General features: G+C 49.4%; 14 protein-coding genes. 11 read left to right on the forward strand and 3 right to left on the reverse strand.

Annotated features, from left to right (window positions below; translation table 11 throughout):
* Window positions 1-109 precede the first annotated feature (109 nt).
* A complete protein-coding gene (alr, locus tag VFA_RS16050) occupies window positions 110-1,273 on the reverse strand; it encodes an alanine racemase (RefSeq protein WP_004727913.1) in 1,164 nt (387 codons plus the stop codon).
* Between the two features lie 707 nt (window positions 1,274-1,980).
* Here alr and VFA_RS16055 point away from each other — a divergent pair.
* The 3 genes from VFA_RS16055 to VFA_RS16065 all read left to right on the forward strand — a co-directional run bounded on the left by VFA_RS16055 (window position 1,981) and on the right by VFA_RS16065 (window position 5,895).
* Window positions 1,981-2,919: a helix-turn-helix domain-containing protein gene (locus VFA_RS16055; protein WP_038151983.1), complete on the forward strand. Its 939-nt coding sequence runs from the start codon at window positions 1,981-1,983 to the stop codon at window positions 2,917-2,919.
* Window positions 2,920-3,086: 167 nt separating this feature from the next.
* Entirely contained in the window at window positions 3,087-3,971 is an 885-nt protein-coding gene (locus tag VFA_RS16060; RefSeq protein WP_004727916.1) for an arginase family protein, read from the forward strand.
* A 298-nt stretch (window positions 3,972-4,269) separates the two neighbouring features.
* Window positions 4,270-5,895 carry a methyl-accepting chemotaxis protein gene (locus VFA_RS16065; protein WP_004727918.1) on the forward strand — a complete coding sequence of 542 codons (1,626 nt, stop codon included), beginning with the start codon at window positions 4,270-4,272 and terminating at the stop codon, window positions 5,893-5,895.
* Between the two features lie 276 nt (window positions 5,896-6,171).
* Here the strand turns inward: VFA_RS16065 and VFA_RS16070 are convergent, their stop codons facing one another.
* Window positions 6,172-7,083, reverse strand: coding sequence for an AraC family transcriptional regulator (locus VFA_RS16070; protein ID WP_004727919.1), 912 nt, complete (start codon window positions 7,081-7,083; stop codon window positions 6,172-6,174).
* A gap of 415 nt (window positions 7,084-7,498) precedes the next feature.
* Here VFA_RS16070 and VFA_RS16075 point away from each other — a divergent pair, with 415 nt between their 5' ends.
* The 6 genes from VFA_RS16075 to VFA_RS16100 all read left to right on the forward strand — a co-directional run bounded on the left by VFA_RS16075 (window position 7,499) and on the right by VFA_RS16100 (window position 13,089).
* Window positions 7,499-8,137, forward strand: a complete 639-nt coding sequence (locus tag VFA_RS16075; protein ID WP_004727920.1) for a carboxymuconolactone decarboxylase family protein — start codon at window positions 7,499-7,501, stop codon at window positions 8,135-8,137.
* Window positions 8,138-8,192: 55 nt separating this feature from the next.
* Window positions 8,193-8,636, forward strand: coding sequence for a cupin domain-containing protein (locus tag VFA_RS16080; protein ID WP_004727921.1), 444 nt, complete (start codon window positions 8,193-8,195; stop codon window positions 8,634-8,636).
* A 76-nt stretch (window positions 8,637-8,712) separates the two neighbouring features.
* Entirely contained in the window at window positions 8,713-9,591 is an 879-nt protein-coding gene (locus tag VFA_RS16085) for a DUF3737 family protein (RefSeq protein ID WP_004727922.1), read from the forward strand.
* Entirely contained in the window at window positions 9,588-10,757 is a 1,170-nt protein-coding gene (locus VFA_RS16090) for a MalY/PatB family protein (RefSeq protein WP_004727923.1), read from the forward strand. Before VFA_RS16085 ends, VFA_RS16090 begins: the two co-directional genes overlap by 4 nt.
* A 115-nt stretch (window positions 10,758-10,872) precedes the next feature.
* A complete protein-coding gene (locus tag VFA_RS16095) occupies window positions 10,873-11,223 on the forward strand; it encodes a cyclophilin-like fold protein (RefSeq protein WP_004727924.1) in 351 nt (116 codons plus the stop codon).
* A gap of 270 nt (window positions 11,224-11,493) precedes the next feature.
* The gene (locus tag VFA_RS16100) at window positions 11,494-13,089 is read left to right on the forward strand and encodes an ABC-F family ATP-binding cassette domain-containing protein (protein WP_004727926.1); all 1,596 of its coding nucleotides are present in this window, start codon (window positions 11,494-11,496) and stop codon (window positions 13,087-13,089) included.
* Window positions 13,090-13,351: 262 nt separating this feature from the next.
* Here VFA_RS16100 and VFA_RS16105 read toward each other — a convergent pair whose 3' ends face one another.
* Entirely contained in the window at window positions 13,352-14,341 is a 990-nt protein-coding gene (locus tag VFA_RS16105) for an integron integrase (RefSeq protein WP_004727927.1), read from the reverse strand.
* Between the two features lie 230 nt (window positions 14,342-14,571).
* Between VFA_RS16105 and VFA_RS16110 the strand changes: the two genes are divergently transcribed.
* Both VFA_RS16110 and VFA_RS23695 read left to right on the forward strand, forming a co-directional pair.
* On the forward strand, window positions 14,572-14,934 hold the full coding sequence (locus VFA_RS16110) for a DUF2513 domain-containing protein (RefSeq protein WP_050780276.1): 363 nt from the start codon (window positions 14,572-14,574) through the stop codon (window positions 14,932-14,934).
* A 145-nt stretch (window positions 14,935-15,079) separates the two neighbouring features.
* Entirely contained in the window at window positions 15,080-15,496 is a 417-nt protein-coding gene (locus VFA_RS23695) for a hypothetical protein (RefSeq protein WP_198136108.1), read from the forward strand.
* Window positions 15,497-15,563: the final 67 nt, after the last annotated feature.

Raw genomic sequence — 15,563 nt, forward strand, 5'->3', positions numbered from 1 at the left:
CTTCCCCAAAATGAACGAAAGCCGCTGGGTAGCGGCTTTCGTGGGGTGATCATGCTTCGTTGGCGATGATGCTTATTAGGCGATGAGTGGATTGGGACAGATCGCCTCGCTACAACGAACCTTTCTGATTCAACATACGGGCGGGCGGTGTTTCGCGTTTTGACAACGCTTGCGTCATGTCAATCACCACGCCGTGCGCTTGGTGATAATGGCGGTGGACGCGCGGTGTCAGCTTGATGGTTAGCTCGTAAGGAATGGTGCCAACGTGATTCGCGATGGTTTCAATGGGCAGGTTTTTCCCCCACATTTCCACCACATCTCCTACCTGATCGGTTGCATCTGGACCTAGGTCGACGGTGATCATATCCATAGAGACACGCCCGACAATAGGCACCAGCCGACCATTGACAAAGACCGGCGTACCACTTGGTGCACTGCGTGGGTAACCGTCGCCATACCCCATCGCAATCACACCGATGTGGGTATCTTGCTGCGCGTGCCAAGTTTCTCCATAGCCCACAGGGCGGCTGGCTTGATGTTTGCGCACGGCAATCAAACGCGTATTGAGTGTCATGACAGGCACCAGCGCGTGATCGCGGCCCGTGTGTTCGGCACTGGGTGAGATCCCAAACAGGGCAATGCCCGCGCGGGCAACGTCGAATTGCGATTCTGGCCAGAACAAAATGCCAGCAGAGTTTGCGATAGTTTTCGGACCATCGTATTGCGCAGTCGCTTGATTGAAACAGGCCAATTGGCGCTGCGTGGTCGGATGGTTGATATCATCAGCGCAGCTAAAGTGGCTGATGAACCCCAACTTTTCGTTCAGCTTGTGCGTACGTTCGATGCGCGACACATACTCGGGCACTTGAAAGGGCTGCACGCCCAAACGGTGCATGCCCGTATCGACTTTCAGCCATACATGAATTGGGTGTGCCAGCGTGCTGGTTTCGAGATCGTGTAGCTGTTCTTCACAATGAATAGTGGTGTCGAGTTTAAGCTCGGCGGCGCGTTTCAAATCGTCTGCGCAAAAGCAGCCTTCCAACAACAAAATAGGTTGAGTGATGCCCGCTAGGCGCAGTTCTTCTGCTTCTTCTAAACGTGACACGGCAAAGCGATCAGCATCTGGCAGCGCGCTGGCCAGTTGCACGGCACCATGGCCATACGCGTCACCTTTGATGACCGCCACCACTTGTTGAGAACCGCTTAATGCTTTCAAGCGACGATAGTTGTGTTGGAGCGCGTTGAGATCAATGTGGGCTTGGGCGGTTATCATATGGCTTCCTGCGATTGATGTTTTCTTTAGAACATAACTCCTAGTTGCTGGCTATTATGTAGCAAATTCATTGCTTGTGTTAGTTATTTGTAGATTATGTAACTGTGATGTTGGTGTAATTCTGATTGATTATTCTGTTAAATTTATGTTGATCAATATGCTGTTCTTTGGATGGAATCGGTGCTTATATAAAATTCTAGTGATGGATAAAAAAAAGGAGTTTCATAAATTCCGTGCGGTGAGGCATTGGCGAATGACGCTCCAACATCTTGGTCTAAGGCATTTGCGCCACTTCGCCGTCTTTTTACGCAAGGCGCGCATCATTTGAACGTCGTTGGTGATTATTTGTTCTGAGCGAGCAGTCAATGGATCGATTGAATGAAATGAGCGTCGCTGGCGGGCATCGTTTTGTGGTGGGGGATTGGGCTTGAAGATAGTGAAATACGCTGTAAATTGAACATTTCATGAATTTATATAAACCCATGACGAGCACAGATTTGACGTGATTTTCTGCGTGAATTGATGAATGCAGACAAATATGTTGTCAATATGCCACCTCGCAGCATGAGCGCCAACCTGCTTTGCGCCGCGTAGGGCTATGGAACGATGAGACACACCGGCATATCGCACGAGTCGGACCATCGTTTGGTTCGCGTGCGGCTTAAGGTATGATCGACAGCACACAGGATAAGGGGAAGGAATCGCACGTGGGCAGAAGTTTTTCGACACAAGATGTGAGAGCACAAGAAGGGTTTGCCTACTGGCAACACAATGTGGAGCGAACCTTTGCCTCGCCCACCCACAACCGAATGTTGTCTGAGGAGGCGTTCCACGGCGAGCTAGATGTTAAAAGCTTAGGACGCAGCGCTTTGATCTCGCGCATTCGCTCGACACCGATTGAATATGGCGAGATGGACGACGTCGAATACAGCGACGATTATTTCATCTGTTTGTCGCTGTGCCCGTTGGCATGCTTGACGCAAGCTGGCGTGACATCAGAGCAGCACGCGGGTGATATCGTGATGTATGACAATCATCAGCCATTTCGTTACACGTTCCCTCAAGGTGACAACCAGATTGTCATTTCCGTGCCGCACGCCCTGGTGCGTGAACACATCAAGGATTGTGAGGCATGGCTGAATGTCACCTTAAAGCGAGACGCGCCGTTGGTCTCGTTTGTGGCCGCCATGCTTGAACAAGCTTGGTTGACCGAAGAGCAAGAAGAGGTGTTTGGTGATCAAATGTTGCGTGCCATTTTGATGATGCTGGGCACGGCATTTCAGGCCGCGTCGGGTGAGGCCAGCGCATTGGTGCAACGCGACAAGCGAAATAATTTGGCACTTGCGCAGCATTATATTGAGCAGCAGTTGGGCGATCCCGCGTTGAGTGTCGTATCGATTTCAAGCCATTTGCACATGTCGGCGCGCACGCTTAGTCGTTTGTTTGCCAAGCAGAATACGTCGGTGATGCGCTGGGTTTGGCTGCAACGATTAAAAGCGTGTCGTCGTATGTTGCTTACCCATCAAGAGATGGCCATCAGCGATATTGCCTATCAGCAGGGATTTTCAAATCTGCCTCATTTCAACAAACTGTTTAAGGAAAAATACGGCATGACGCCCTCACAAATGCGTGATTCAGCCGTCTAATTTGTCCTTATCAGCACATCAGTTGTCCGGCTCAGAATAACGTGCGTCCCCGCAGCGCTTGCATAATTCCTTGTATCGCACCGCACGCAGCTTTTGCCAAATCGTGACGTTCATCTCCGCAAAAACAAACAGCGCGTGTGGCTTTCATGTTTATGCAAGGAGTCAAAATGAGCCAATCCAATACGTTGAGACTAATTTTTCCACAGTGGCAAGGAGGCAACAACGAACCCTATTTCTTGGGCGCGCAGTTGTTAAATTGGTTAGCGCCACAACATGACGGGCCGATTGAAACCGTCGACGTGGCGTTGCCGCAAGGCCAAACGCTGGCGGTCGTCGATGGGGTGCTGGCACGGCCGCAGTTGATCCAACAACTCGAAGATGCTCAAGCAAAAATCCAGCGCCATCAACCTGAGCGCATCGTTGTGCTGGGCGGTGATTGCTTGGTCGACTTGGCCCCATTTGCCTACTTGAACGAGAAATATCAGGGCGATTTAGCCGTTTTGTGGGTCGATGCGCATCCCGACATCATGACGCCAGCGCAGTTCAGTCATGCGCATGCGATGGTTCTGGGCAACCTGCTTGGCCTCGGCGACGCGCAATTTCGCAGTTACGTGCCGAAACCGGTGAACGCTCGCAATGTTTGCTATTTTGGGGTCAATGAGCCGACCAGTTGGGAAGCGCAACAAATGAACGCGTTGGGCTTAGCGAATGTTTCTCCGCAGCAACTGCAAGCAGAGGGGAGCCAGCCGTTGGTTGACTGGTTCCGTTTAACGGGCGCGAAGCATCTTGCCATTCACTTGGATTTGGATGTGCTTGATCCGAACTTGTTCCGTGCGTTGCTGTTCTCCAACGTGGCTGATGATCCGGCGTTATTCGATGGCGTGGCGAAAGGCAAACTGAGCATGACACAAGTGATTGACGCATTGACAGACATGGCGGGGGTGGCTGATGTGGTTGGGTTGGGTATCGCAGAACATCTGCCATGGGATGCTTTGGCGCTGAAAACCATGATGGCGCGCTTGCCTCTGTTGGGGAGTGATTGCTCAAGCTAATGCGGTGTTTAGCATTCATTTAATAGGATGATAATCCCTGTTCCGTGAGGTGTGACAGCAGCACTGCGATCTTGCGCTTCAATCCCTTTTGGCGTGCTTCAGGCCTTGGAATACAAGGGCTAAAGGCTATTGATAATCCACACAATTTGTGAGGTGAAACGAAGTTTCATTATGAAACGTATGTATCTTTCATGAAGTGTGGTTTGCGCAAAAGATTCCCCAAAAAATTCCTTTATAAACTCGGTTTTAGAAGGCGTGCACCGCGCCTTCGCTTAACCGACTTTTTGTAAGGGAATATATGATCAGAAACATTCGCATCGGATTAAGAAGTGCCTTGGCGTTTGGTGTGCTAGGTGCTTGTACGCTGATATTGGGGTTATTCTCGGTTTCTCAGCTTTCTCGTCTCAACGACTCAACAGATCAACTGACATTACAACGCATGCCTGCCGTTGCGACGGTAGCCGATTTGCGTCGTGGTATTTTACGAACCCAAGTTGCGGTGAGTGAGCTTTCTGATGCTAAAACTCAGGCGCAGCAAAGTGCAATTCAAACGCGCATGAAAGCGATCATTAAAGATTACGACGCCGCTGAGCTAAAAATGTCGCAGTTGGCGAGTAATGAAGATTCCAGAAACATCTTGAAGGAAGTGACCTTATTGCATGGTCAGTTGACCGATGCGCTGCCACAACTGTTCACGCTGACCGAACAGGGCCTGCTGGACGCCTCTGTCCGTTATCGTGAAGATGTGGTTGTGCCACTGATCGACAAAATTGAAGCGGTACTAGATCGTTACGCACAGTTTCAAATCAAGATGGTCAATATCGACAACGATGCCGCGACCGATACATACCTTGTGGCTCAAAAGCTGGTGTACATCGGCATTGCGCTGACCATTTTGGTGATTGTTGTTCTAGCATACGTTTACAGCCGCAGCCTGATTGTACCTTTGAGCTATGCCGTTGAGGTGGCCAAGCGAATCGCTTCGGGAGATCTGACGCAACAACTGTCTGATCCACACCGCGATGAAGCCGCGGATATGCTGCGCGCATTGGCCGACATGCAACAACAGCTTGCTAAAGCGATGTCGATGATCGGCGATTCTTCCACTCAGCTTGCCGCGACATCAGAAGAGTTGAGTGTGGTGACGCATCAATCCTCCGTGATTGTGACCCAGCAAAGCGATCAATTAAGCTTGGCTGCAACGGCCGTCAGCGAATTGACCTCGGCGATTGAAGAAGTCGCTCGGACCGCTAGCGCGACCAGTGCGAACGCGGAAGTGATGGACGATAAAACGCAGATCGGCAAATCGAAAATCGTAGAAACGATCAGCGCGCTAGAACTGCTGAAAATGGACATGCAAGATGCGGAAAACAGCGTGTTGGCGCTCTCCGATAACGTGGCCAATATCAGCACCGTGCTGGATGTGATTCGTGCCATTGCTGAACAAACCAACTTGTTGGCACTGAACGCAGCGATTGAAGCAGCGCGCGCCGGAGAAAATGGTCGTGGCTTTGCGGTGGTGGCAGACGAAGTGCGTGCACTGGCTCACCGGACGCAACAATCCACCGCGGATATTGAAACCATGATTACCGCTGTGAGCTCGGAAACTCGCCAGACTGTGAGCAAAATGGGACACAGCAATGAGCTGGCCAACTCAACCTTAACGGTGGCGAACGATGCCAGTGTGGCATTCGAAGAAATTTCGGTGTTGGTGAGTGAAATCAACGGCCAGAATGCGACCGTCGCCAGCGCTGCTGAAGAGCAAGCTGTGGTGGCACGGGAAGTGGATGAAAACTTGGTGCAGATTAAAGATCTGTCGGTGCAGACCTCTGCGGGGGCGGATCAAACTAAAGCGTCCAGTGAAGAGCTAGCCACTCTGGCTGAGCACCTGAATGAGTTGGTGAGCCGCTTTAAAATTGCTTAATCTGTCCGCCTCGTCTCTCAGACATTCTCTCTAAAACCGGTAGCCTCGCTACGCTGTTCGGGGGAATGGATGAGTCAAAAAAAGCCGCTGATTGTTCAGCGGCTTTGTCTTTTTTGCCTTCGTTGTTTTACTGCGCTGTTGTTTCACTGCCCGGTATTTCACCGTTTTGCATTTAACTAACCGTTTTGCATTTCAGCGCTTTATATTTCACCGCTCAGTGTTTCACAGTAATGCTTTGAAACGCTGAGCGGCTTCGTGTTGACGGTAGGCGATACGTCAGGCCATGTCTGCTTCTCGCAGCGCTTTAATGTCTTTTGAGGGTGGCGCACCAAACAGGCGACTGTATTCTCGGCTGAATTGGGAAGGGCTTTCATAGCCGACGCGGAATGTGGTCGCCATCGCATCGAGATTTTCAGTCAACATTAAACGACGGGCTTCACTCAACCGCAGTTTCTTTTGAAATTGCAGCGGTGTCATCGATGTCATGGTACGAAAGTGGGTGTAAAACGCCGACTTGCTCATTCCGGTGTAAGAGGCCAGCTCACTGACGCTGAGCGGTTTGACGAAGTTGTGTTTCAACCAGTCAATCGCTTTAGAAATTTGATGGCTGTGGCTGCCCGCGGTCACGATCTGGTTGAGACGTGCGCCTTGTTCGGAGGTGAGCAGGCGATAAAAAATCTCGCGCTTAATCACTGGCGCGAGAATCTTGATGCTCGCCGGGTCATCCTGTAGTGCCATCAGGCGTACAAACGCATCCAATAAGGGTTCCGACAATTCCCCCACCGCAATGCCTTTTTGTGCCGCTTTACTGTGCGGAAAGGCGAGTTCGCTTTCGACGATCAATTGCGAGATCTCATGCAAGTCGATTTCCATCACTAACCCAAGGTACGGCGTCTCTTCTGTGGCTTCAATGATATTGGCGATGATGGGGAGATCAACGGATGAAATCAGAAAATGATTGGCATCGTAAACAAAGTTTTCTTCGCCGAGTAGGACTCGTTTTTTCCCTTGAGCAATCAAGCAGATACTTGATTTGTGCGTGTAGCTGGTTGGCGGTGTCGGGGCGTTCCAATGGCTCAGTCGTACACCGGGAATTTCCGTATCAAACTGATTGGTGTTGTGAGTCCATTTGTCGATTTGGCGAGCAAAAGTTTCGATAGTTTTTGCCATGGAATGGGGTTCTTTCATTGCGGCTCCCGAGATGACCTTGGTGGTCTTTGGCACGAATTGAATGCTGTAGTTATAACATCAAATCACTTCATGTAAAGAATATCAGGCAAGCCCCTTGGCCGGTCAGAATGCCAGCGATGCCTCACCTGTCTAGCGTGTTGATTCGGTCAAGGCGTGATGCTTTCAATAGTATTTAATTATTTATCAACGTATTAAGTTTATTGCTCTCTTGTGGTAGCGGTGGTTTTTCGGCCATCCATTTTTCCATGGCTTGAATATTGATTGGAGGAATGGGCAAGAAATAGCGTTGAATAGGCTAACGTGAAGTCACGAAGAAGGCGTAAATTAGCCTCACGGTTTGGCGAGACACACATCGCTTGCGTTGCTTCTCGCAAACCGATGCCGTGTTTTACCTGCCATACCGGAGATGCCGATGAACCATCCAACTGAACAAGCATTAACAAATCAAGAACGCGCCATACTGCCGATCGCGGCGTTTACCGCCAGCGGGCAGATCGAGTGTCTCAAAAACAGTCTTGAACACGGGTTGGATGCGGGGCTGACGGTCAATGCCATCAAAGCCGTTTTAGTTCAGCTTTATGCATACGCAGGATTTCCACGCAGCCTCAACGGATTAGGGGCGTTCATGGTTGTGCTGGAATCACGCAAACAACGCAGCATTGTGGATGAAAACGGCGAAGACGGATTGGCGATGGTTCCAGGCGACAGCTTGGCCGTGGGCACGCGTCATCAAACGCAACTGGTGGGTCAAGCGGTCACGGGCGCCTTGTTTGAGTTTGCACCGGCAATTGATGCGTATTTAAAAGCCCACTTGTTTGGCGACATCTTTCAAAGCGACGTATTGAGCTGGAAAGCGCGCGAATTGGCGACCATTGCTGCGTTGGCGAATATGAGTGGCGTGAATGCCCAGCTTCAAGCGCACTATGGCATTGCGATGAACAATGGTGTGACGGCGAAGCAACTTGACGAATTTATCGATGTGATTCGCGATACATGCGGAGAACGGGTTGCTGCAAATGCGGCCGACGTGCTCAATGCGGCACGACATTAAACCCGGTATCCCACGTAGATGCGATGAACACAACAAAGAATGATTGGAGTTTACGATGAGTCATGAAGCAAAAACATTGATCCCAGAAGCACTGAAAGCTGGCAATTTTAACGGCAAAGGCATTTTTGATTTTGGTGAAGAGAACGTGGCGTATGCCGATTACTTTACGGGTACCAGCTACCTTGCTTTGCTGAATATCCCGGGGGTGGTTGTGGCCAATGTGACCTTTGAACCGGGTTGCCGTAACTTCTGGCATATTCATCACAAAGGCGGCCAAATCTTGCTGGCGACCGGTGGTCGCGGTTGGTATCAAGAAGCCGGTCAACCGGCACAAGAACTGAACCCTGGCGATGTGGTTCACATTGCACCGGGTACGAAACACTGGCACGGCGCGGCCAAAGACAGCTGGTTTGCTCATGTTGCGGTAGAAATCCCAGCGGAAGGTGCCAGCAACGAATGGTGCGCTCCCGTTTCTGATGAAGAATACAACGCACTGTAAGCGTTAAATCCACGTCCCAGCGCCAGCATCCGCCTGGCGCTTTTCTTTCCGAACTCTCGCTAAGCTCAGGTTAATTATGAAAAATGTCATTCAGACTCAAGAGAAAATATCCGACCGTTTCTACGAAGGCGAACGCCCTTTGTATGCAGCGAGCAACACCTTTTTGCACAAGGTGCGTTTCTATCCGGGTGAATCGGCGATGAAGCACACCCACCACATGACAGCAATGCAGTGCGAATTCATGGGCAAATACCCATTCTGGCACAGCAACCACGTTTTGTTGGAACAAAGTCTGTTCACCGTCTACGCGCGTGCCGCGATTTGGTATACCGACCATCTGACCATGAAAAATTGCGTGGTGGAAGCGCCTAAAATGTTCCGTCGCGTTTCCCATTTACATATCGAAAACTCGCGCTTCCCCAATGCCGGTGAAACGTTGTGGATGTGCCATGATGTGACACTCAACAATGTTGAAATGCGTGGCGCCGATTACGTGTTCATGAACTGTGAAAATGTCGAGATCGACGGTTTTAAATTGCAGGGCAACTACTCATTCCAAGATGCCAAAAACGTCACGATTCGTAACGCATATCTGGATTCAAAAGATGCATTCTGGGGTTCTGAAAACATCACGGTGTACGACAGTGTGCTTGATGGTGAGTACTTGGGCTGGCATTCGAAAAATCTGCGCTTGGTGAATTGCACCATTCGCGGTGAACAACCTTTGTGTTATGCGCAGGATTTGGTGATGGAAAACTGCGTGATGGAAGAGACCGATCTCTGTTTTGAGTATGCCACGCTGCACGCGGAGATCGTGTCTGACATTATGAGCGTGAAGAACCCTTTGTCGGGTTACATCAAAGCACGTTCGATCGGCGACATCATCATTGATGAACATAGCCGCGATCCAAAGGCGTGTATTATCGAAACGCAAACCAAGGCAGGCGCGGAATGAGCACATTCGATTTTGATACCATCATCAATCGACATCACACCGGTAGCGCTAAATGGGACAGTCCCCATGATGAATCGGTGTTACCGATGTGGGTTGCAGACATGGATTTTCGCACCGCTCCGCCCATCATTGATGCGCTGCAACGCCGAGTCGCGCATGGCATCTTTGGGTACGCGAGTGTACCAGATGCGTATTTTCAGGCGGTGATTGACTGGTTTACACGTCGTCACGGATTTGCGATGCAGCGTGAATGGATTTTATATACCTCCGGTGTTGTGCCTGCGTTATCGGCGATATTAAAAGCAGTGACGCAGCCCGGCGATGGTGTGATCGTGCAAACGCCCGCGTACAACTGCTTTTTTAGTTCAGTGCGTAACATGCAGTGCCAGCTGGTGGAGAATCCGCTCATTAATCGTGATGGTTTTTATGAAATGGATTTTGATCATCTGGAGAAAGTGGCTGCGCAACCCCACGTAACGGCGATGATTTTGTGTAATCCGCACAACCCGGTTGGCCGTGCGTGGCGTGAGCAAGAACTACGGCGTGTGGGCGAGATCTGCTTTCAACATGGTGTGATGGTGATCAGTGATGAAATTCATTGCGACCTAATGTTCCCGGGGCAAACGCATCAACCGTTTGCAGCATTGGGGGAGGCATTTCTGCGTCACAGTGTCACGACTCATTCACCAAGCAAGTCATTCAATATTGCTGGGCTGCAAATCGCCAATATCATCGCAGCGGATGAGCGTATCAGAGCCCGTGTGGATCGCGCGCTCAATATTCATGAAGTGTGTGATGTGAACCCGTTTGGTGTCACCGCATTGATCGCGGCCTACAACGACAGTGAAGCTTGGTTGGATGCGCTGACTGGGTATTTGCATCAGAACTACGAACTGGTCAGCGATTTTATCGCCACGCATTTGCCGCAGCTTCAACTGACTCAGCAACAAGCGACTTACCTGGCGTGGATTGATTGTCGCAGCCTCGCAATGAGCTCAACACAACTGACGGAAAGACTACGCCGAGAAGGTAAACTGATGCTCAATGCGGGCACGGTGTATGGCGACGCCGGTGAGGGGTATCTGCGCCTCAATATGGCCTGCCCACGTGAGCAATTGATGGATGGACTGAACCGACTGCGCGCGGTGATCAGCCAATTGAACTAGGTGACATTGAATGAGAAAACGCTCACGTTTATTGCGATTTGGGTTGTTTCTACTCAGTACATTGACAATCAAAATGGCGAGCGCGAACACTGCGCTCGGCCAAGGAGAACACACCATGAAGATCCGTTTCGTGTTTGACGATCGCGCCGTGACCGCAGCACTCAACGATTCTCCCTCGACGCAGGATTTCCTTCGTCAACTGCCGTTGAGCTTTGAACTGGAAGATTACGCGCGTACGGAGAAAATTGCCGATTTGCCCTGTAAACTGACCACTCAAGGCGCGCCATCGGGTACCGCATCTAAAGCAGGTGACATTGCTTATTACGCGCCGTGGGGAAACTTAGTCATATTCTACAAAGACTTTGGTTATGCTTCCGGACTGATCCATTTAGGTCAACTGGATGGTGGTCTCGATCGCTTGACCAGTAACGGCTCAATGCGTGTCACTATCGAACGAGCCGATTAAGGGCACGATGGTATCGGCTTTCAATCGATAGGCACGAAAATCAACTTGACGCAATGACGGCAAGTTGGTTAAGGTTTCGCCATCATTTCTTTCGGAGTTTACGCCAATATGAACAACTAAACCTGTCATCCATATTTGATTTTATTTTTGGATACACAGGGTTAGTAGGCGTAGCTCACTTTCCGACATTGCTTGTCATTGCGCGCATCGATTGATGTGCTCAACCGCATTCCGCTACGGCTATTGCCCCTGTCACACAGGAGGCAAACGATGCCATTTTTACAAGCCACTCAAATTAGCTATCAATTCGATAACGGCGACACGCTGTTTCAATCCATCTCGTGTTCTATGACTCAACGCCGTGTGGGGTTGGTCGGGCGAAACGGGGTAGGGAAATCGCTGTTCGCTGCTTTACTATGCGGTGAACGTCAACCTTCAACGGGCCACGTCGTACGGCCCAATTCGGTCGCGATTTATCGTCAACTGCCGTCTGAATTGCGGTCATACACTTGTACGATTGCGGAGTTTCTCGGGCTACAAGCCGTTCTTGATGCGCTCAAACAAATTGAATCGGGTGATTGCTCTCAACATGGGTTTGATCTCGTGGGAGATGCGTGGGACCTGCCTGCGAAACTCAACCAACAACTGGTCGCCATGAACTTGCCACCCGATCCAGCCTTTTTATGCGCCAAACTCAGTGGTGGGCAACTTGCTCGGCTTCAATTGTGGCAACTGCTCACCAGCGACGCAGCGCTGCTGATCCTTGATGAGCCATCGAACCACCTCGACACTCAAGCCAAGGAGTGGCTGGTGGACACCATGAGAACGTTTTCGGGCGCTATTTTACTGATTAGTCACGACCGTCAGTTGCTGCGTGATATGGACGAAATCTGGGAATTGTCTGGCCTTGGCTTGCGCGTGTTTGGCGGTCATTACGAGAAGTATGCCGAACAAAAGCGTAGCGAGGTGCAGGCAGTTGAGCGTCAGTTGGCTTGTGTGAGCAAGCAGCAAAAGCAACTTGAAGCGCAGGCGCAGCGAAACCGCGAAAAGGCAGAGCAACGAGCCGCGCAAGGAAACAAACTGCGCAAAGCGGGCAGTCAGGCCACCATTTTGCTCGATGGTAAAAAAGATAAAGCAACAGCGCGAGCGGCCAATCGCCGCCAGAATGAAGAGCGACGGCAAAGCGATTTGCACGCCAAAGCGCAGCGGTTACAGGCGAGAAAGGAGCAACTGAAAGGCCAAACACTCTATTTGACCGGACATTCGCCACAACCCCGCAACGTGATCACGCTTATCGGCGCCGAGTTGATGTTTGGCAACGTGCCCCCTCAAACATTCACGCTGCATGCGAACGACAAAGTTCACCTGACTGGCCGCAATGGTTGCGGCAAATCCACGTTACTCAAAACCTTAGTGGGTGACCTCCCGCTGGCAAGCGGTGAGTTGCGATTAAATACCGCGTTGTATTACCTCGACCAACATTTTGGCGCAGTTCGAGACGAGTTATCGGTGTTAGACAATCTGCTGCAACAGTGCGCGGGAATGAAAGAAGGTGATGCGCGTACCGTGTTGGCCGGCATCGGCTTTCGTCATGATCGTGTCTTTTGTCAAGGCAATGTACTGAGTGGTGGCGAGAAGATGAAACTCACTATGCTCATTGCCAGCCATCAGCCCACGCAACCATTTCTGTTGTTGGATGAGCCGGATAACCATCTCGACCTTGATTCCAAATACATGCTAGCTCAAGCGCTACAACGCTACGCCGGCGGCTTTATTCTGATTAGCCATGACGCAACGTTTGCCCAAGAATCGGGTGTACAACGTGAGATTGTGATGACGTCATTGAGTGAAAACAGGTCGATTTGAGCGGGTGTATTCATGCGCGATTAGTTATACGCCTCAAATATTCAACGTCGCGGCTCAAACCGCCAATGGACGTTTAGCGTATGCAATCATCTAATTTTAGGTTGCATCGCTTTTCGTTAAGTTACCGCAGGATTGAGGTCGGTATTGTGAGATACACTATGCAGGTGATTGCAACTGCATGGCTTTGGTTCCGGACAAGGCGTGGCGGTAGCGTGCCTAAAATCAGGCACTCATACCATCAAGCATAGCGTTAAGTATGCCGTTAAACATTGGGTGATGTGTTGCCAATGAACAAGTTGGATAATGGACTTCTGACGCCGCTGGCTCCGCGTTCGATCACATGCGTGTAAATTTGTGTTGTTTTGACATCAGAATGGCCCAGTTGCTCTTGCACGGTTCGAATGTCGGCTCCCGCTTCGAGTAAGTGTGTGGCAAATGAGTGTCGTAAGGTATGACACGACAACGGCTTCGCAATTTCAGCAGTAAAACGTGCTTTAATTATGGTTTTTTGCAGCGTGGTTTCATGTAGATGATGGCGATACCAACCCGGTTTGTCGCCATATCGACACAACTGTTTAGCTGGAAAGAGGAATTGCCATTCCAAGCTCTTCGACGCAGAGGGATATTTCTCGGCGAGTCGGTTTGGCATTTGGACGCCATCATAATTTGGGTTCAGTTGATCTTGAGTATATAAATGCTTCACGGTCTCGATTTGAAAGCGAAGTAGGGGATGAAGCTCTTTCGCCAGTGTGACGACGCGGCTCTTTCCGCCCTTACTTTGCCAGCCCCTGATGGCACCATAGTCGAAATCAATATCTTTAACTCGTAACCTGATGGTTTCCATCAAACGTAACCCGGAACCATACATCAATTGATAAGGCAGTAGTGTCTGCGCTGGAATGGCCGCGAACAGCTTTTTGATCTCCGTTGGTGTGAGGACAACTGGCAGTTTCCGCTGCTTTTTCGAATGGCGGAAGCGCAAATCGATGTCGAGCGGCTTTTTCAAAAACTCTTTATAGAGAAATACCAAAGCGTTCAACGCTAAGTTTTGGGTCGATGCCGCAACTTGTTTGCTGACCACTAAATCCGACAAAAAGGCTTCGACATCGCGGTTACCAAGTTTGTTTGGATGTTGGTTACCATGAAAACGAATGTATTGAACCACCCAGTACAAATAACTTTCAATCGTTTTACGCGCGTAGTGACGTACTTGCATGAACTCAGTCAAACTGGTCAAAAACGGTGATTTCATCTTTATCTCGAATACTGTTTTAATATACAGTCTATTGTAAGCCGACGCGGAAAGGATATTAAATAGACAAAGGCAGCATTTCGTGACTTGTGTAATCCAAAATCAAACTTCTCTCATGCTTGGTTTGTTGGGGGATACGAATGATTTACGAAGTTTGGAAAGCGTAACCTATATAGACAAGTTCGGGGTGAAGCTGTCAGTATAATAATTGTTAGGCATCAGGATAATATATGAAGCGAAATTTTGAACTCATTAGAGCCTTATTGTTTTACTTTGAGAAAAAAGAAGATTCTCAAATGGTGGAAACACCTGCAATTCCAGAATACGACGATTTAGTTATAAACTACCATTGCCGTCTATTATTTGATGCCGGATTTTTACGTTGTGAACCTATTCGGTCAACTACGTCAGATAGGGTAATTAGAGTTTTATGCTTTGAACTTACTTGGGATGGGCATGAATTTCTAGACCGCATAAGATCTGATACGACTTGGAACAAAGTTAAAAGCTATGCAAAAGATAAAGGGTTATCTTTAACGTTTTCTATCGTTACAGGCATTACGCAAAAATTTGCTCTCGAGGCAATGTCGTAAAAATGCCTAACAAAGCGTTCAAGCGGGACTCATGCCGCGTGGCATTTTTGGTTTGCGGTGATTTTTGGTGGTGAAAGTGGTCTGCGGAAGGTTGGTTTATGCGGCATTCCCCCCTTAACGCGGCGTTATGTTGTTGGAGGGAATTTTGCAATTATCAAAGATCAATTACAAAGATCTAAATCCACGTCAGCAAGAAATATTCAATTTTCAAAAATTGTCAGCGGTGTTAGCCGAATATGGATTTAACTGCATTAAGTTAGCTGATGATTGGCAAGGGGCAGATTTCCTGGCATATCATATCGATGGTCAAGAAAGTCTTAGAGTTCAGCTGAAATCGAGATTAACGATAAGTCTAAAGTATGTTGGTAAAGACCTTTACATGGCATTTCCTATTAAAAATAAGTGGTATCTAATCGAACATGATGTTCTAGTAAGCTTGGTTGGAGAACATACGAATTGGCTAAATTCCCCGTCTTGGGTAAACGATGGCTCTTATCACTCAGCAAGACCAAATAAGCAAATACTTGAGGCAATCAGTGCCAATCTTTTAGAACCAACATAACAAGCAATTCAAGCTGATTCGCAACGCTCGGCGCTTTCGGTTTCTACTTGTTCGGTGGTTACGGTGC

The sequence above is a fragment of the Vibrio furnissii CIP 102972 genome (genome assembly GCF_000176175.1).
Classification (GTDB): Bacteria; Pseudomonadota; Gammaproteobacteria; order Enterobacterales; family Vibrionaceae; genus Vibrio; species Vibrio furnissii.

What these genes read in the sequence shown, in the direction of transcription:
- alr (WP_004727913.1), bottom strand. Translation starts at nt 1,273, where the DNA reads ATGATAACCGCCCAAGCCCACATTGATCTCAACGCGCTCCAACACAAC.
- VFA_RS16060 (WP_004727916.1), top strand. Translation starts at nt 3,087, where the DNA reads ATGAGCCAATCCAATACGTTGAGACTAATTTTTCCACAGTGGCAAGGA.
- VFA_RS16065 (WP_004727918.1), top strand. Translation starts at nt 4,270, where the DNA reads ATGATCAGAAACATTCGCATCGGATTAAGAAGTGCCTTGGCGTTTGGT.
- VFA_RS16070 (WP_004727919.1), bottom strand. Translation starts at nt 7,083, where the DNA reads ATGAAAGAACCCCATTCCATGGCAAAAACTATCGAAACTTTTGCTCGC.
- VFA_RS16075 (WP_004727920.1), top strand. Translation starts at nt 7,499, where the DNA reads ATGAACCATCCAACTGAACAAGCATTAACAAATCAAGAACGCGCCATA.
- VFA_RS16080 (WP_004727921.1), top strand. Translation starts at nt 8,193, where the DNA reads ATGAGTCATGAAGCAAAAACATTGATCCCAGAAGCACTGAAAGCTGGC.
- VFA_RS16085 (WP_004727922.1), top strand. Translation starts at nt 8,713, where the DNA reads ATGAAAAATGTCATTCAGACTCAAGAGAAAATATCCGACCGTTTCTAC.
- VFA_RS16090 (WP_004727923.1), top strand. Translation starts at nt 9,588, where the DNA reads ATGAGCACATTCGATTTTGATACCATCATCAATCGACATCACACCGGT.
- VFA_RS16095 (WP_004727924.1), top strand. Translation starts at nt 10,873, where the DNA reads ATGAAGATCCGTTTCGTGTTTGACGATCGCGCCGTGACCGCAGCACTC.
- VFA_RS16100 (WP_004727926.1), top strand. Translation starts at nt 11,494, where the DNA reads ATGCCATTTTTACAAGCCACTCAAATTAGCTATCAATTCGATAACGGC.
- VFA_RS16105 (WP_004727927.1), bottom strand. Translation starts at nt 14,341, where the DNA reads ATGAAATCACCGTTTTTGACCAGTTTGACTGAGTTCATGCAAGTACGT.
- VFA_RS16110 (WP_050780276.1), top strand. Translation starts at nt 14,572, where the DNA reads ATGAAGCGAAATTTTGAACTCATTAGAGCCTTATTGTTTTACTTTGAG.